At 67.6% G+C, this 16,720-nt stretch carries 16 protein-coding genes, 1 other RNA gene and 2 pseudogenes; 13 read left to right on the forward strand and 6 right to left on the reverse strand.

Annotated features, from left to right (window positions below; genetic code table 11):
• Nucleotides 1–55: 55 nt before the first annotated feature.
• From AC3A46_RS14420 to AC3A46_RS14435, 4 genes and pseudogenes are all read left to right on the forward strand, one after another.
• Entirely contained in the window at nucleotides 56–631 is a 576-nt protein-coding gene (locus AC3A46_RS14420; RefSeq protein ID WP_487665811.1) for a hypothetical protein, read from the forward strand.
• A 73-nt stretch (nucleotides 632–704) separates the two neighbouring features.
• Nucleotides 705–860, forward strand: a pseudogene (locus AC3A46_RS14425) (nucleotidyltransferase domain-containing protein); the annotation flags it as partial.
• Nucleotides 861–881: 21 nt separating this feature from the next.
• The gene (locus AC3A46_RS14430) at nucleotides 882–1,454 is read left to right on the forward strand and encodes a hypothetical protein (RefSeq protein WP_487665862.1); all 573 of its coding nucleotides are present in this window, start codon (nucleotides 882–884) and stop codon (nucleotides 1,452–1,454) included.
• Nucleotides 1,455–1,516: 62 nt separating this feature from the next.
• Entirely contained in the window at nucleotides 1,517–2,002 is a 486-nt protein-coding gene (locus tag AC3A46_RS14435) for an NUDIX domain-containing protein (RefSeq protein ID WP_487665812.1), read from the forward strand.
• Nucleotides 2,003–2,074: 72 nt separating this feature from the next.
• Here AC3A46_RS14435 and AC3A46_RS14440 read toward each other — a convergent pair whose 3' ends face one another.
• Entirely contained in the window at nucleotides 2,075–2,737 is a 663-nt protein-coding gene (locus tag AC3A46_RS14440; protein WP_487665813.1) for a hypothetical protein, read from the reverse strand.
• A gap of 258 nt (nucleotides 2,738–2,995) precedes the next feature.
• Between AC3A46_RS14440 and AC3A46_RS14445 the strand changes: the two genes are divergently transcribed.
• The 3 genes and pseudogenes from AC3A46_RS14445 to AC3A46_RS14455 all read left to right on the forward strand — a co-directional run bounded on the left by AC3A46_RS14445 (nucleotide 2,996) and on the right by AC3A46_RS14455 (nucleotide 6,126).
• Entirely contained in the window at nucleotides 2,996–3,919 is a 924-nt protein-coding gene (locus AC3A46_RS14445; protein ID WP_487665814.1) for a restriction endonuclease, read from the forward strand.
• A gap of 193 nt (nucleotides 3,920–4,112) precedes the next feature.
• Nucleotides 4,113–4,778: pseudogene (locus AC3A46_RS14450) on the forward strand (recombinase family protein); the annotation flags it as partial.
• 394 nt (nucleotides 4,779–5,172) lie between these two features.
• The gene (locus AC3A46_RS14455; protein ID WP_487665815.1) at nucleotides 5,173–6,126 is read left to right on the forward strand and encodes a tyrosine-type recombinase/integrase; all 954 of its coding nucleotides are present in this window, start codon (nucleotides 5,173–5,175) and stop codon (nucleotides 6,124–6,126) included.
• Between the two features lie 143 nt (nucleotides 6,127–6,269).
• Here AC3A46_RS14455 and ssrA read toward each other — a convergent pair.
• Nucleotides 6,270–6,639, reverse strand: a transfer-messenger RNA (tmRNA) gene (ssrA, locus tag AC3A46_RS14460).
• Nucleotides 6,640–6,807: 168 nt separating this feature from the next.
• Between ssrA and AC3A46_RS14465 the strand changes: the two genes are divergently transcribed.
• The 4 genes from AC3A46_RS14465 (at nucleotide 6,808) to AC3A46_RS14480 (ending at nucleotide 11,211) form a co-directional block, all read left to right on the forward strand.
• Nucleotides 6,808–7,620 (forward strand): siderophore-interacting protein, encoded by an 813-nt coding sequence (locus tag AC3A46_RS14465; RefSeq protein ID WP_487665816.1) that lies wholly within the window; start codon nucleotides 6,808–6,810, stop codon nucleotides 7,618–7,620.
• A gap of 28 nt (nucleotides 7,621–7,648) precedes the next feature.
• Nucleotides 7,649–8,326, forward strand: a complete 678-nt coding sequence (locus AC3A46_RS14470) for an SIMPL domain-containing protein (RefSeq protein ID WP_487665817.1) — start codon at nucleotides 7,649–7,651, stop codon at nucleotides 8,324–8,326.
• Nucleotides 8,323–9,663: a M20/M25/M40 family metallo-hydrolase gene (locus tag AC3A46_RS14475; protein ID WP_487665818.1), complete on the forward strand. Its 1,341-nt coding sequence runs from the start codon at nucleotides 8,323–8,325 to the stop codon at nucleotides 9,661–9,663. Before AC3A46_RS14470 ends, AC3A46_RS14475 begins: the two co-directional genes overlap by 4 nt.
• Before the next feature lie 75 nt (nucleotides 9,664–9,738).
• Nucleotides 9,739–11,211, forward strand: coding sequence for an MFS transporter (locus tag AC3A46_RS14480; protein WP_487665819.1), 1,473 nt, complete (start codon nucleotides 9,739–9,741; stop codon nucleotides 11,209–11,211).
• 4 nt (nucleotides 11,212–11,215) lie between these two features.
• Here AC3A46_RS14480 and smpB read toward each other — a convergent pair whose 3' ends face one another.
• The 4 genes from smpB to prfB all read right to left on the reverse strand — a co-directional run bounded on the left by smpB (nucleotide 11,216) and on the right by prfB (nucleotide 15,008).
• Nucleotides 11,216–11,692, reverse strand: a complete 477-nt coding sequence (gene smpB, locus AC3A46_RS14485) for an SsrA-binding protein SmpB (RefSeq protein ID WP_045296901.1) — start codon at nucleotides 11,690–11,692, stop codon at nucleotides 11,216–11,218.
• A gap of 70 nt (nucleotides 11,693–11,762) precedes the next feature.
• A complete protein-coding gene (gene ftsX / locus AC3A46_RS14490; RefSeq protein ID WP_487665820.1) occupies nucleotides 11,763–12,677 on the reverse strand; it encodes a permease-like cell division protein FtsX in 915 nt (304 codons plus the stop codon).
• The gene (gene ftsE / locus AC3A46_RS14495) at nucleotides 12,674–13,810 is read right to left on the reverse strand and encodes a cell division ATP-binding protein FtsE (protein WP_487665821.1); all 1,137 of its coding nucleotides are present in this window, start codon (nucleotides 13,808–13,810) and stop codon (nucleotides 12,674–12,676) included. The genes ftsX and ftsE overlap by 4 nt, the downstream gene beginning before the upstream one ends.
• Nucleotides 13,811–13,895: 85 nt before the next feature.
• Nucleotides 13,896–15,008 carry a peptide chain release factor 2 gene (gene prfB, locus AC3A46_RS14500; RefSeq protein WP_487665822.1) on the reverse strand — a complete coding sequence of 371 codons (1,113 nt, stop codon included), beginning with the start codon at nucleotides 15,006–15,008 and terminating at the stop codon, nucleotides 13,896–13,898.
• A 25-nt stretch (nucleotides 15,009–15,033) separates the two neighbouring features.
• On the opposite strand from prfB, the gene AC3A46_RS14505 reads away from it, so the two are divergent.
• Both AC3A46_RS14505 and AC3A46_RS14510 read left to right on the forward strand, forming a co-directional pair.
• Nucleotides 15,034–16,347, forward strand: a complete 1,314-nt coding sequence (locus tag AC3A46_RS14505) for an MFS transporter (protein WP_487665823.1) — start codon at nucleotides 15,034–15,036, stop codon at nucleotides 16,345–16,347.
• Nucleotides 16,344–16,676 (forward strand): hypothetical protein, encoded by a 333-nt coding sequence (locus AC3A46_RS14510; protein WP_487665824.1) that lies wholly within the window; start codon nucleotides 16,344–16,346, stop codon nucleotides 16,674–16,676. Before AC3A46_RS14505 ends, AC3A46_RS14510 begins: the two co-directional genes overlap by 4 nt.
• Nucleotides 16,677–16,720: the final 44 nt, after the last annotated feature.

The raw sequence follows: 16,720 nt of genomic DNA on the forward strand, positions 1-16,720 counted from the left end.
GTGCGTTGTGTCCTTCTGTGAGTAGCTTTAGCCGGTTCTCACTGACCATCGCACGATGGCTCACCAACGTCTACGACACTGGCGACCCCGCCGGAAACCCCACCACCACAGGGGACGTCACCGCATCGACCAACTCGAGATTGTCATCGGGGGCCTGTCGCGAGCCGCGCTGAGAAGCACCCTCACCGCCCGAGACGTCCTTCTCAACTCTCATGCCGAGACTCTGCTCGACTCTGACGTCTTCGATGGCGAGAACACGCGCGCCATCGTGGTCACGGAGCGAACAGTCGCCGGCCTCGGGCGGCCGCGCGGCGCGGCGTTCTCCGAGATTCTTGAGCTCGGAGACCAGCAGGGGCTGATGCTGTGTCCTCCCGACACCGCCCCGTACCTGCGGTTGGCTCTGCTCGACCAAGCGACATCGACCGACTCCGTCATGTCCGCGGGCAGGGCTCCCAGCGGCTCGCTCACAGTGGCGTCCAAACCGCTGAGCGACGACGACACATATCCCAAAGGCTTCTATCTTCGCGTCGTTGACGGACAGGCGTGGTTGCGCGGCTATCGATGCGACGACGAGCACATCTGGTCACCGGACGACAGATTCGTGTTCCGAACGAGCCCACCGTCATCCTGACCCCATACCCCGGACGCTCAGCGACCGATGAGCGCGCGCACACCCAGCCTCGTGGTTGTGCGAAGTTGGTCTCATGTTCTCCGCCACAGAACGAACGACGATCCGGGCAGAGTTGATCGCGATCGCAGAACGCGACCCCCGGATCATTGGCGCGGCTCTCGCGGGCTCAGCCGCTCGCGGCACCGAGGACGCATGGTCCGACGTCGACCTCCTCCTCCAGCTGGATCCCGCGGCGAATGAGCCGGAAGTCGTGGACGACTGGACAGACGCGATCGGCATCCGCTTCGGGATCGCCGACACGCTGGACGTTTTCGCCGTCGGTGTTCGGTATCGCGTGTTCCTCCTTCGCAGCTCACTGCAGATCGATCTGTCGTTCTGGCCGCACGATCAGTTCCGCGCCACCGAGCCGGCATTCCACCTGCTCTTCGGCGCTCCGAACCCACCGACGACTCCCTCCCCGCTGAACACCGACACCGCGATCGGGATGGCGTGGCTGTATGCCCTACACGCCCGGTCAGCGACCGCCCGCGACAAGCTTTGGCAGGCCAGCATGATGCTCGACGAGCTGAGGAACCGAGTCATCGACCTGAAGTGCTCCCGCGACGGCCTGAACTCCTGGCACGGTCGCGAAGTGGACCAACTCGCTGCGACCGAACTCGAGCAGCTCGCCGCGACCCGCGCCGTGAACCTCACGCCGGAGGACCTCGAAGCCTCACGACTGCTGATGGTCGAACTGCTGCTGAACGAAGTCGCGATCATCGATCCCAGCCGCGCCACTCGTCTCGAACCCGCACTCGCAGAACTCCGCCGACCCGCACGCTGACTGACCGGCCCACGTACGGTAGTGAAGTCGACTTCGTGTCGTCCTGATGGCACGGTGGGGCGATGGACGCACCGCTCGCGATCGACGCACATGGTCAGCGCCTCACTGATCTACGCAGCGCTGTAGAGCCGATGGCTGATCACGTAGAGGGTGTGCCATGTCCCCTTTCGCTGGTCGTGGCCTCCTACTCCTCGAATGTCCTCTTCGACCTCAACCGTTGGCGCGATGAGTGGGAGCTCCCCGGCGGGATGATCGACCCCGGCGAGACACCTCGGGCAGCCGCTGCCCGAGAACTTCACGAGGAAACAGGTGTGGTGATTCACCCGGATGAGCTGGAATGGGTAGGGCTGGCCACATTCGAACTGCTCAACCCCATGCGCCGAGAGTTGGCGGCCGTGTACCGCGTGAGCTTCGTCGACGACCCGTCCGCTCACGCATCTGATGAGCTCGTTGAGGTGGCATGGTGGGATCTGAGCGACCCACCTTCGAAGCGCTCGGTGCTGGATCTAGCGATCGCGGTGCACACACAGGGCGGCGTCGCTCGCTGAACCACCCTCTGCTGCGCATCGAACCTAAGTGTCCTGCCTCGGCGGGTGAACACCCTTCTGGTCAAGGTCGATCTACGTCGCACGTGCGGCGGCACGTGCCGAAGAGGCTTGCCACAGCGCCGTGATCCCGAGGACGAGTGGGCCGATGAACCAGCCACCGAACGTCGCGATGAGCAGCACCCCCGCGGTGAAGACCCAGCTCGGGGTCGCGCCCCACCCGTCCACCTCGTTCTGCACGAGCAGGTAGAGGATCTGTACCGCCGCCTCGAGCAGGAACAGCAGCATGGGGAGCCATCGACCGACGCCGTGGACAGCGCCGACGCGTGCAATCTCGACCACGCCCACGAAACCGGCGAGCAGGGCCGGCCACCAGATATCGCCTTGCCAACCCGGCAGCCCGGCATCCTCGATCCATTCCAGGATGAACGGCGCGATGCGCGCAACGGCGTACGCGACGAGGGCTACCATCCCGACCCACTGACCCGCCACCACGCTGCCGCGACCGCCCCATCCGACCGCGAACAGAATGACTGCGGCCGAGAACGTCACCTGCGACAGGAAGAGACCGGCGAAGGCCAACGTCGATTGGCCGCCCTGAAGGAGAAGCGCGTAGGCGAGCGGCGCCAATAGTCCGGCGGTGACCATCAGGATCCCGCCGACGGTGTGCACCCGCCGTCCCGCCATCGTGCTGACCGCAGGGATCTGGGGGCCGCCAGCCGCGTGCCGGAGCTTCATGGCCCCGAAGATAGCGCCGACACGGCCGGCGTGCGAGACACTCGGGAAGTCGGACCTGTGGGCGTGCCACTGGCCGCTCGAGCAGTCACGCACCCGAGCGCAGGTAGACGGGACTTGGAGCCCCGGACTCCGCCCGCTCAAGTACCCGTTCACGCGCGTCCTCGGCACGCACGGCGAAGTTTCAAGACCGGAGTCGCGCTGTCGGGTGCGCCAGAATTGATTCAGCTAGGTGAGCAAGCCAAGAAGGGGCGAGAAGCGATGCCGGTTCCAGACTTCCAGACGCTTATGAGGCCCGTCCTAGCGGAGGTGGAAGACGGAGATTCTTACTCCAACCGCAGAGTCATCGATCTCCTCGCTGACCGGTTCGAGCTTGACTCCGCCGATCGAGCAGAGATGATTGCGAGCGGCCAGAAGCGACGCTTCGATAGCAATGCGACGTGGGCGATCACATACCTTTTCCAGGCGGGATTGCTGGAGCGTCCTGCGCGCGCCCACATTCGCATCACCCCGGAGGGGCGAGCGGCACTGCGCGAGCACCCGGATCGCATCGACATGAAAGTCTTGAACGCGTATCCGAAGTATCGCGAGTTCATCACCCGGACCGGAACCCGCAAGAAGATCAGCACCGAGCTGCCTATCACGGCAGCGGCCTCGAGCGAACAAGAATCCACACCTCAGGAGCTCCTTGATGCGGCCGAGGCGGAGAACCGGGGGGCGCTAGTGGGTGAGCTGCTAGAGCGTGCGCGCGCGATCCAGCCGCGGGAGTTTGAGCTTCTCGTGATCCGACTCCTGGACAGAATGGGGTACGGAAGGCGCGGGCAGATCGAGCACTCCGGGCAGCCAGGTGACCACGGCATTGACGGCATCATCAGCCAGGACCCGTTAGGGCTTGACCGCATCTATATACAAGCGAAGCGGTACACCGAAGTAGCGGTACAACGGCCCGAGATTCAAAAGTTCGTGGGCGCCCTCATGGGCGCTCAGGGAGATCGCGGCGTCTTCATCACGACAAGTTCCTTCTCATCCGGCGCAAAGGTCGAGGCAGAACGAGTCAACGCGCGTATCGAGCTGATTGACGGCAAACGTCTCGCCGAGCTGATGCTGGAGCACGGCGTGGGCACGCAGCCGGACGTTTCGGTCACCCTGTACCGCATCGACGAGGATTTCTTCGAGACGCTCTGATCAGGGTCGCCGCTTCGCAAGACTTGATCGATGCTCAAGCCCACCCCGCCGCATGCAGTCTGGCCGGCACGCTTCCCGCCTCAAGCGCGCACCGCCCTCGCGCCGACCGGTCATCGCACACGCTCCGATCCGTGCACGACAGGCCCCAACCGCGCATCGCTACCAAGCGGACCGGCAAGAACGAGATACAGATGGCTACGCCAGAGTCTCCACCGCGGATCAAGACCTCACCTCGCAACCGGATGCGCTGCTGCGACTCGGAGTCCTCGATTCGAACATCTACGTCGATCACGGCCTGACCGGCACCAACCGGGCCAGACCCGGATTGCGCGAAGCGCTCGCCGCCGTGCGAGAAGGCGACACCCTCGTCGTGACCAAGCTTGACCGGCTTGCCCGGTCGGTGCGGGACGCGCGTGACATCGCCGACGAACTGACAATGAAGGGCGTCGCGCTCAGTCTCGGCGGCAACAGGTATGACCCAACCGACCCGGTACGCCGGCTCCTGTTCAACGTGCTCGCCATGGTCGCCGAATTCGAGCGAGACCTGATCAGCATGCGCACAAAGGAAGGGATGGCCGTCGCACGCGCGAAGGGCCATTTGAAGGGCAAACAACCGAAGCTTTCTCTCACCCAGCGGAAGCGTCTGTTCGACGTGCAGGATCGTGGCGAGTACACCCAGACGGAGATCGCCGAGTTGTTCAACGTCTCCCGCGCCACCGTCTACCGCGAACTCCGGCGACGCCGCGTCGCATTCCTCGCCACCTGCGAGTCACACATCTTCCGAAAGCACGTTTCCGCGGCCGCCTTCGCCGCGCTAAGCGTCGGCCTGCGGCCGCGGACCAATACAAGCTGCCGATGAAGGCGCGACCACAGATGATCGGGCTCCTGCCCTGAAATCCCGGCGACTGCAACGTCCCACCGGTCGCCGGTGGGACGCCACAATCCCTCCATCGGCAGTGCCCGCTGAGGGATCGTCATGAGCGACAAAGCCACGCCCCGTGTGTCCGCGCCCTGAGCTAGCCTGACAGCGAGGTCAGCATGGGAAGCATCGCGAGCTATCAGGCAGCGGCCGGACGACACTATCAAGTTCGTTGGCGCGACGACAGCACTCATCGTCAGGTCGAAAAGCGCGGGTTCCGCACGAAGCGCGACGCCGAGATCTTCCTCGCCCGTACGGAAGTTGCCCGCACCGTCGGTTCTTACACCGATCCGGCCGCGGCACGAGCGACGGTCGGCGATCTCGGCACGAGTGGATGCGCAACAAGCGGCACTCGCTCAAGGCGTCGTCGTACAGCTCGCTTGAGACGTCCTGGCGCGTGTATGTGCGACCGCGGTGGGAAGACACGCGCATCGGCGACATCCGCGCATCCCAGGTCGAGCAGTGGATCCGCGAGCTCTCCGAAGGTAGTGCGGCGACCAATCGGACGGAGAACAGCGGAGTTACAGGACGGCCTTGCTCGGCGACTGTCGTCTACCGCGCGCTCGGCGTGCTCGCCGGCATCCTCGACACCGCGGTCCGCGACGGACGCATCGCGCGCAACGTCGCCCGCGGCGCGCAGAACCTGCCAGCGAAGCGATCCGAGAAGCCGCGGCGGTATCTGACGCACGCCGAGGTGGTCCAGCTCGCCGAGACTGCGAGCACGTCGACCTACCGAACGCTCATCCTCGTTCTCTCGTATTGCGGGCTCCGCTGGAGCGAGGCGATCGGCATGCACGTGCGCGACATCAACTTCGACCGCCATCGTATCCAGGTCAATCGTGCCGCCGTCGAGGTCGAAGGCCGCATCGTCGTCGGGGCGCCGAAGAACTGGGAGCGACGGATCGTCCCGTTCCCCGAGTTCCTCGAGGCACCGCTCCGGGAGATGTGCGCCGGCAAGGGCCCGGACGACCTCGTGTTCACCGATGCCGACGGCAACCACCTGCGGCGGGCGAAGACGAGTGTCGGCACGACCTCCTGGTTCGCCGCGGCGCTCGAGCGGTCCGGCGTCGAGCGACTCACACCTCACGACCTGCGACACACGGCGGCGAGCCTCGCGATCTCGTCGGGCGCGAACGTCAAGGCGGTGCAGCGGATGCTTGGCCACAAGTCCGCCGCGATGACGCTCGACACCTACGCCGATCTCTTCGAGGACGATCTCGCCGACGTCGCCGCGCGACTCAATCAGGGTGCGCTCGCGGCTGATGTCAGCCGGATCATTCAGGTATGAGTTGTGGGCAGATCCGAGGTCGAGCCCCGAAAGTGTGGGCAAATTGTGGGCAAATCGCGACTCAGCGCCGGAGCCAACGAAACGAAAAAGGCCAGAAATCCGCGTGATTCCGCGGGTTTCTGACCCTCTTCTGTGACAGCGGTTCGTGGAGATGGGGGGAATCGAACCCCCGTCCATCGCTGGGTAACTGCGGTTTCTCCGGGCGCAGTCTGTGAAATCGTTCTACTCGGCTCCGACCTTTGTCACAGACACCTAAGTCGACGAGCCCATCCTGAAAGAGTCCCGCGTGACGCTCAGGCGACGTCACGCAGCAAGATCCCTAGATGACGCCAATACCCGTGACGGGATCAGTCACGGATTGACGGCGTCGGGCTCGCTGCTCAGGCAGCGAGGGCGAACGCGGACTGCTTCTTTTCGGCAGTTATTGGTTTGCAAGGAGCGTTTACGAGATAACCCTGCATCCTCGGCCCGCTTCACGCAGATTCACAGGCGATGTCGAAACCGATCATCCCCGTTTCCTCTTTCGAGGTGTCCTTCTCGCGAAGGGCCGCTGTCACACTGTGGAGTTGCCAACAATCGGGCGCCGAAGCATCCGAGCACATCAGAATACAACGGATGCTGCGTCCCCGCCATTCCCGGACGCGAAGCCGGCTCGCAGCATCCGTTCTCTAGCATGTAAGGGTGACCTCACCTCGTGCCGCGCGCCCGCAGACCACCCTCTTCGTGACCGGGAGCACCTGGCTCTCGCCCGACCTCGTGCGGGTGACGCTGGCGGGCGACGAGTTCGCCGACTTCGCCGACCGGCCCGAGACCGACAAGTACGCGAAGCTGTACTTCCCGCCCGTGGGCAGCGCCCTCGAGCCGCCGTACGATCTCGCCACGCTGCGCGAGAAGGTGCCGTTCGAGGAGCTTCCGACGATCCGCACCTACACGATCCGGCGTGTGGACGCGACGGCCCGCACCATCGAGATCGACTTCGTCGTGCACGGAGACACCGGCATCGCCGGGCCGTGGGCGGCGAAGGCGAAGCCCGGTGATCGGCTGACGATGTCGTCCCCCGGAGCGGGGTACTCCCCCGACCTCACCGCGGATCACCACGTGCTGATCGGCGACGAGTCGGCGATCCCTGCGATCTGGTCCGCGCTCGAGGCACTGCCCGCCGAAGCCGCGGTGACGACGATCATCGAGACGCGTTCGGCTGCGCACCGGATCGAGGTGCCGTCAGGCGCCGTCGCCCAGTGGATCGACGAGGAGCACGGCGCTCCCGGCGCCCGGCTCGTCGCGGCAGTGGATGCTGCGGCCTGGCCGGCCGGCCGCGTGCAGGTCTTCGCACATGGTGAGCGCGGTGCGATGAAGTCGCTGCGGCCGCTCCTGCTCGACCGCGGCGTCGCGCGGGCCGATCTGTCACTGTCGGCGTACTGGGCGCACGGACGCACCGAGGATGCGTTCCAGGCCGAGAAGCGCCTCCCGGTCGGGCAGATCTTCCCCGATTGACCCACCGGTCGCGGGTTAGGGTCTGAGGATGAGCGACGTCGTCATCACGGTTCGCGGGGAGCACGAGACCCGCATCGCCCCCGAGCGCGCGATCGCGCACCTGACCATCCGCGCCGAAGGACCCGAGCGCGGCGCCGTCGTGGAGCGCATGGCCGCGCTCACCGAGCCGGTGCGCGGCGACCTCACCTTGCGGAAGTCCGCGGGCACCGTCACCGAGTGGACGAGCCAACGCGTGTCGGTGTGGTCCGAGCGCCCCTGGAACAACGAGGGCAAGCGCCTGGCACCGGTGCACTATGCGACCGTGGACTTCTCCGTCACGTTCAGCGACTTCGCGGTGCTGTCGTGGTGGGCCGGCGAGGTCGCCGAGCGCGAGGGCGTGCAGCTGGGCTGGATCGAGTGGAAGCTCACCCCCGAGACGAAGGCATCCGTGGAACGGGAAGTCGCCACGCAGGCCGTGGGAGTGGCCGTCGGGCGAGCGAGCGCGTACGCCGGGGCGCTCGGCCTCGCCGACGTCACCGCCGTCGAGCTCGCTGACGTGGGACTGCTGACGCAGCAGAGCCGCCCCGAGACGGCACCGGCGCCCCGCATGCTCATGGCGAAGGCGTCGTTCGCCTCGGACGCTGCGGGCGGGGGGCCTGCTGTGCAGCTCCAGCCCGAGGACATCGTGATCTCGGCAGCCGTCGAGGCCCGGTTCGCCGCCCGATGAGCTCTGCCGACGTCGTGCCCCGCGCGGGCATCGCCGAACGCCTGTCGCGCATGATCCAGCTGCCCACCGTCTCGGCGGAGCGCGCTGAACGCGGGCAGGGGCCGTTCGATGCGTTCGCCGACGTGCTCGTCGAGCTCTACCCGCTCATCCACGAGCACCTGGAGCGCGAGCGCATCGGCGAGCTGGGGATCCTGTACCGGTGGCGCGGGCGCGCCGAAGAGCAGCCGACGGTGTTGATGGCGCACTTCGACGTCGTCCCGGTCGACGAGAGCGACGCCTGGACCCACCCGCCGTTCGAGGGGCGCATCGATCGTGGCTGGGTGTACGGCCGCGGCGCGCTCGACGACAAGGGACCGCTCGTCGTCGTGATGGATGCCGTCGAGAACCTCCTCTCGTCGGGGTTCACGCCGGCGCGCGACGTGTACCTGTCGTTCGGGGGCGACGAGGAGACTTTCGGTGGCGCGGCTCGCATCATCGCCGAGACGCTCCGGGATCGCGGCGTCGAGCCATGGCTCGTGCTCGACGAAGGAGGCGCCGTCGTGGACGCGCCGCTGCCCTTCGTCCGCGGCACGGCCGCCATGGTGGGCGTGGGCGAGAAGGGCGTGCTGACGCTCCGTCTGAGCGCCCGCGGCGAGGGCGGGCACGCGTCCGCTCCTCCCGCCCGCACCGCCGTCCGGCGCATCGCGCGCGCCGTCGAGCGACTGTCCCCCGAGACGTTCCCTGCACGCACGCCGGCGGCGGTCACGCGCATGCTCGAGCTCTTCGCGACCCGGACGGGCGGCATCCCTCGCGCACTGTATCGGCTGCTGTCGAGGGCACCGTGGCTCACCGCGCGCGCCTTCACCGCGATGGGCGGCGAGCCCGCGGCGCTCGTGCGCACGACCGTCGCCGCCACCATGCAGTCCGGCGGAACGGCCGCGAACGTCCTCCCCTCGCAGGCGACGGCGACGCTCAACCTGCGCATCGCACTGGGCGAGTCGGTCGCGAGCACCGTGAAGCGGGTCCGCAAGCGGATCGCCGACCGGCATGTGAAGGTCGAGGTGCTCGAGGGCGACGGACCGTCCCCGGAGTCGTCGACGGAGAACGCGCAGTTCGCGCTCATCACGGACGCGGTGAAGGTGTCGCACCCGGGCGCAGCGACCGTGCCGTACGTGATGATGGCGGCCACAGACTCGCGGCATTTCCACCGCTTCTCGCCGGCGGTCTACCGCTTCGCCCCACTCGAGATGAGCAAGGCGCAGCGCGCGTCGATCCACGGCGTCGACGAGCGTGTCGCGATCGCGGCGCTCGAACGGGGCGAGCTGTTCCATCGCACCCTCCTCCAACGCCTAGAGTGATTCGCGCCCGCCTTCGGCATGCCTGCGGCGGTGCGCAACAGTGACCGGGTCTGGGGCCCGAGCGAAGGAGCACCGATGACGCGCAGCGCCGTGTCCTCACGCGTCACCATCGGCGCGCTCGCGGGAGTCGTCGGCTTCCTCGCGTTCGTCGAGTTCACGAGCGGTGTGATCCAGGGCTTCTACACGCCCATGCTCACCGACATCGCCCGTCACCTCGGAGTGCACGACGCCGACGTCAATTGGCTCGAGGGCACGCAGCTCATGCTCTCGGCGCTCGTCGTCCCCGCATTCGCGAAGCTCGGCGACATGATCGGGCACAAGCGGATGCTGGTGATCTCGACGGCGATCACGGCCGCAGCATCCCTCGTCCTGCCGTTCACCGACTCGTTCGGCGTCTTCCTCGCGGCGTGGGCCATCCAGGGGTTCTACGTCGTGTGGCTGCCTCTGGAGATCGCGCTGATCTGGTCGCGCTCTCGGCGCATGGAGGGCCGGGCGACCATCACGGCGCGAGCCGCCGGATTCCTCGTGGCGGCGCTCGAGACCGGCGCCATCACCGGCGCCCTCGTGGGCGGCATGCTCATCGACAGCCTGCCGCTGTGGATCGTGCTGCTCGTGCCCGCTCTGCTCGTCGTCGTGTGCTTCTTCGTGATCCTGTTCGGAGTCAAGGAGTCGCCCGAGCCCACCGGCGGCCGCCTCGACAACGTCGGCCTGGTGCTCATCTCGCTCGCACTCGTCGCCTTCACCGGAGGCCTCAGCCTGCTCCGCCTCAACGGCCCGGCTGATCCGATCGCCTGGCTCGTCACGGTTCTCGGCGTGCTCCTCGTGGTGCCCTTCGTGCTGTGGGAGCTGCGGCACGACGATCCGCTCATCGATGTGCGGATGTTCCGCTCCCCCGCCCTCGGGCCCGTCTTCCTCACGGCCGGACTGTTCGGGGTGAGCGTGCTCGGCGCGCAGGCTCCGCTGTCGACCTTCGCCCGCACCGACCCGGCCGTGTACGGATACGGCCTGGGCACGACCGGCTTCCAGACCTCGCTCATCATCGGCGTCTACCTCATCGCGATGATCACGGGAGCGCTGCTGTTCCCGCTCATCGCCCGGCTCACCGCGCCCCGTCTGGCTCTCATCGGGGCGGCGACGCTCGTCGGCATCGGGTTCCTCATGTTCCTGCCGTTCCACGACACCTACTCGCAGGTCATCGTGAACATGGTGATCGTGGGCCTCGGATCGGGAGCCCTCGTCGCGGCGCTGCCGGCGGCGGCGGCATCCGCCGCGCCGCCCACTCAGACCGGTGTCGCGACGGGTCTCACGAACTCGGTGAAGACCGTCGGCGGTGCGATCGCCTCGTGCGTGTTCGGCATCGCGCTGCTGCACGGCGCGACCGGTGCGACGACCGAGGGCACTGCGGGATCGTTCTCGGGCTACGTCACGGTGTGGGTGGTGTGCGGCATGACCGCGCTCGCCGCCGCGGTGCTGCTGTGCTTCGTCCCGAAGACGGCGTTCAGCGACAGCGCCGCGCACGGCGCGGATGCTGCGGAAGCCGTGAGCTGAGGCGCTACTCGCCGAGGCGGTTGCGGGAGCGCATCGCGCGCTCCGCCTCGCGCTTGTCTTCGCGCTCGCGGATCGTCTGACGCTTCTCGAACTCACGCTTGCCCTTGGCCACCGCGATCTCGACCTTGGCACGGCCGTCCGAGAAGTACAGCTTCAAAGGGATGAGCGTGTAGCCGCCTGCCGAGATCGCGTGCGAGAGCTTGACGATCTCCTCCTTGTGCAGGAGCAGCTTGCGCGTGCGCTTCGACGAGTGATTCGTCCAGTGACCCTGCGAGTACTCGGGGATGTGCACCGCGTCCAGGTACGCCTCGCCGTTGTCGATGTACGCGTAGCCGTCCGAGAGGTTCGCACGGCCTTCGCGCAGCGACTTCACCTCGGTGCCGGTCAGCACGAGGCCCGCCTCGTACGTCTTCTCGATCGCGTACTCGTGGCGCGCGCGACGATTGGTCGCCACGACCTTCTCCCCGCGTTCCCTGGGCATGATGTCTCCTCGCTGATGCCGAAACGTCGGACGGCAGCCTGTCAGTCTACCCCCGCGACGGGGTGGACGATCACGCGCGCAGCCACCTGCGGATCGCGAAGCTCGCCGACAGCGCAGCGAGCACCACACCGACCAGGATCAGCACGGGCACCACGAGCCACGCGTCCGCCATTCCGACCCAGGTCGTGACGAAGTCGACGCGGTTGCGCAGGTAGTTGTTGACGCCGAAATGCACGCCGGCGATCACGGCGGCGCTGGCCAGGACGGATCCGAGCAGCGCCGCGATCACGCCCTCGAGGATGAACGGCGTCTGGATGAAGCGATTGGATGCCCCGACCAGGCGCATGATCCCCAGCTCCCGCCTTCGCGCGAAGGCGGAGAGGCGGATGGTCGTCGCGATCAGCAGCACTGCGGCGATCAGCATGAGCACGGCGATGCCGACCGCGATGTAGGTGGCTATGGTCAGGGCGGAGAACAACGGATCGAGGTACTGCATCTGGTCTTTGACCAGTTCGACCCCCTGCATGCCGCTGAAGGCCTCGATGATGACGTCCGACTGCTCGGGGTCGACCAGCGTGATGCGGAACGTCTCGTTGACCTGATCGGGCGTGATCACGCTCGCGTTCTCTTCGCCGGCGATCTGCAGCAGCTCGTCGTACGCCTGCTGGTGGTCGAGGAACGTCAGGTCGCGAATGAGAGGCGCCAGCGCGCTGCCCTCGAGCTTCGCGCGCACCTCTTCGACCTGCTCGGGCGACGCCTCGCCGTTCGAGCAGGTCGCGGGCGTCGAGATGCTGGTGCACATGTAGACCGCGACCTGCGCGCGCTCGACCCAGAAGTCGCGCATCGTGCCGATCTGCATCTGCATGAGGATCGCCGCGCCGACGAACGTGAGCGACACGAAGGTGACCAGCACCACCGAGACGACCATCGAGACGTTGCGCCGGAGGCCCGTGAAAGCCTCCGACATGATGAGTCCGAACCTCATGAGGTGGGCCCCACTTCGTCGTCGGGATCGGTGGCGCCGAGGCCGAGCCGGTCGGCAAGCCCGAGCTCCTCGACCTGCAGCTCGACGGCGTCGACGAGCGGGATCGGCTGGGTGTGCGTGGGCTTCGCGGGGGCGGATGCCTCGGCCGCGGGCGCGTGTTCGACGACCGGCTCCTCGAGGGCCTGTGCAAGACCCTCCGCCTGCTGGGCCTCTGCGGCCGTGACGGCGACCGCCGCGGCTGCGGCGGCCGCAGCGGCCGCGACGCCGGCGGCCGGCGACACGGCATCCGGTTCCACGCCGACGAGCTCCTCGTCATCCTGCACAGCCGTCGGATCGAGGCCTGCAGCGGCCGCGATCGCGGCCTCGCGCTGCACCTCGAGCACCGCGGTGAGGGCGGCGACCGCGGCGGCGCCGCGCTCCGGCTCCGGGGCGAGGCTCGGCAGGCTCGACCGGTCGCCGTAGCCACCGTGGCGCTCGTCGCGGATGATCTCGCCGTGGCGCAACTCGATGACACGGCGCTGCATCTGGTCGACGAAGCCCGCCTCATGCGTGGCCATCACGACAGTGGTGCCGCCCGCGTTGATGCGCGCGAGCAGCTGCATGATGTCGATGGATGTCGCCGGGTCGAGGTTTCCGGTCGGCTCGTCGGCGAGCAGGATCTGGGGCCGATTCACCAGCGCACGGGCGATCGCGACGCGCTGCTGCTCACCGCCCGACAGCTCGTGCGGGAACCTCTTCTCCTTGCCGGCGAGTCCGACGAGCGCGAGCACCTCGGGGACCGCCTGCTGGATGAAGCCCCGCGATGATCCGATGACCTGCAGCGTGAACGCGACGTTCTGGAACACGGTCTTGGTCGGCAGCAGCCGGAAGTCCTGGAAGACCGCCCCCACATGGCGCCGGAAGTACGGAACCTTGCGGTTCGACAGCGTACGCAGGTCACGACCGAGGACGACCACACGCCCTTCGGACGGCGTCTCCTCTCGGAGGATCAGACGGAGGCAGGACGACTTGCCGGAGCCCGACGCGCCGACGAGGAAGACGAACTCCCCGCGCAGCACCTCGAAATCGACATCGCTCAGAGCGGGCTTGGAAGTGCCGCGAAAGCGCTTCGTGACGTTTTCGAACCGGATCATGGCCTAACGAGCCTATGCGGACGCCACCGGCCCCGCTCCAGCGACACTCATCGTTTGCGCATCGGTTCGCCGAGTGCGGGCTGGATCAGTCGTCGTCGTCCTTGCGCTTGCGCCAGCGGATGCCGGCGGAGATGAAGCCGTCCAGGTCGCCGTCGAAGACGATGGCCGGGTTGCCCACCTCGTGGCCGGTGCGGAGATCCTTGACGAGCTGCTGGCCGTACAGGAAGTACGAGCGCATCTGGTCGCCCCAGCTCGCCGTGATCGTGCCCGCGAGCTCCTTCTTCTTCGCCGCCTCTTCCTCGCGCTTGAGCAGGAGCAGTCGGGTCTGGAGCACGCGCATCGCCGCGGCGCGGTTCTGGATCTGCGACTTCTCGTTCTGCATCGACACGACGATGCCGGTCGGGATGTGCGTGAGGCGCACCGCCGAGTCCGTCGTGTTGACGGACTGTCCGCCGGGGCCCGAGGAGCGGAAGACGTCGACGCGCAGATCGTTCTCGGGGATGTCGACCTCGACCGCTTCCTCCATCACCGGGATGACCTCGACCGCGGCGAACGAGGTCTGCCGTTTGTCGGCGGAGCCGAAGGGGCTGATGCGTGCGAGGCGGTGCGTGCCGGCCTCGACCGACAGCGTGCCGTAGGCGTACGGGGCGTCGATCTCGAACGTCGCCGACTTGATGCCGGCTCCCTCCGCGTAGGAGGTGTCCATGACCTTGACGGAGTATTTGTGACGCTCGGCCCAGCGCAGGTACATGCGCAGCAGCATCTCGGCGAAGTCGGTCGCGTCGTCGCCGCCCGCGCCCGAGCGGATCGTCACGACCGCGGAGCGCTCGTCGTACTCGCCGTCGAGGAGCGTCTGCACCTCGAGCTGGCTGACGATGTCCTCGAGTTCCGCGATCTCGTGGCGCGCCTCTTCGGCGGAGTCCTCGTCGTCCATCTCGTTGGCGAGCTCGACGAGCACATCGAGATCGTCGAGGCGCTGCTCGACGTCTGTGATGCGCTTGAGCTCTGCCTGGCGGTGGCTGAGGGCGCTGGTGACCTTCTGCGCCTTCTCGACGTCATCCCACAGGTTGGGGGCGCCGGCCTCCTCGCTGAGTCGGGCGATGTCGGCGTTGAGCGCCTCGACGTCGACCACGGCCTTGATGTCGGCGAACGTGGAACGCAGGGCCTGGATGTCGGCGGAGGGATCGAAGTCGAGCATGACACTCCAGACTAACGTGGAAGCGATGACCGATCACACAGGCTCCCCCACCGCCCGTGACGTGCTGTGGCGGTTCGGGCCGATGGTCTACGGCCCCACTGTGCTGTTCGCACTCGGCGAGGGGGCCGTCATCCCGCTGATCCCCGTCATCGCGGCACAGCTCGGAGCGGATGTCGCCACCGCCGCCCTCGTCGCCTCCGCGCTGGTCGTGGGGCAGCTCTGCGGCAACATCCCCGCCGGCTGGGCGGTCGCCCGCGTCGGCGAGCGACTGACGATGGTGATCGCCGGAGTCGTGTCCCTCGGCGGTGTGGTGGGCATGGCGCTTGCGCCGTCGCTCGGCATCTTCGCCCTCGCGGTCTTCCTCATCGGCTTCTGCGCCGCGGCCTTCGGCTTGGCCCGCCATTCGTTCATGACCACACGTGTGCCGCTGTCGTTCCGCGCTCGCGCGCTGTCGCTGCTGGGCGGCACGTTCCGCCTCGGCATGTTCGTCGGACCGTTCGTCGCGGCCGGCCTTCTCGCGCTGTTCGGCGACGAGCACGCCACGATCTGGTTCTTCGGCGGATGCCTCGTGGCCACGGTGCTCCTCGTGCTCCTCGGCCCCGACCCCGAGAAGCAATTCCTCACGCCGCAGGAGCAGGCGGCGCGCGACGCTTCCGTCGACACCGAAGACACGGGTGAGCCGGTCACCGGTTCCATCCGCCTTCCGCGGAGGGAGTCCTCCGGCATCGGTCCCGGAACCGGCGTGATCCGCACGATGTGGCGGCACCGCCGTGTGCTGTCGACGCTCGGCCTGGCCGCGGCATCCCTGTCCGCCATTCGTTCGGCTCGCCAGGTCGTGCTTCCGCTGTGGGGTGTGTCGATCGGCCTCGACGCGCAGACGATCGCCCTCGTGGTCGGCATCTCGGGTGCGATCGACTTCGCGCTCTTCTACGCGAGCGGCCAGGTCATGGACCGCTTCGGCCGGCTGTGGGCCGCCCTGCCGGCCATGATCCTGATGGGGGCGGGCTTCGTCGCACTCGCGTTCACGCACGACCTCCCCCAGGCCGCCATGTGGTTCGCCATGTTCGCGGCGGTGCTGGGCGTCGGCAACGGCCTGTCGAGCGGCATCCTGCTGACCCTCGGCGCCGACGTCGCGCCGAAGGCCGACCCTGCGTCCTTCCTCGGCTCGTGGCGAACCCTCACCGACGCGGGCGGCGCGGTCGCACCGCTGCTCGTATCGGGCATCGCCGCGGTCGCCTCCCTTTCCGTCGCGACGGGGATCATGGGCGCGATCGGCCTCGTCGGCGCGCTCGCCTTCGTGCGGTGGGTGCCACGCTACGTACCCCGGACCCGCGCGTGAGCGAGGTCGTGACGTTCTGCCGCAGCCGCAACGACGGGCGGCGCTGCACGCGCCCCCTCAGGCACGCGGGACTGCACCGCCACCGCACGATCATGTGGTCCGATGCCGGGGCGGATCCCACGCATTGCTCCGGCTCCGGCGAGCCGGGCGTCCCCGCCGCACCCCTCGCCGACGGCTTCCCCGGCGGCCGCGCGGTGTGCTCGGTGTGTCTCCGGTTCATCGCGCTCGACGACGCGAGCAGGCTCGTGACACACGACACCGCCGACGCCGCAGAGACGGATGCCGAGACCCGGCGCCGCGCAGAGTGGTTCAACACGCACGGCTGGTAGCGCTCCTGCCGACGTTGACGAAGGCGGCGATCATTCTCCTCCTT

The organism is Microbacterium sp. Soil_C_42, from assembly GCF_057656735.1.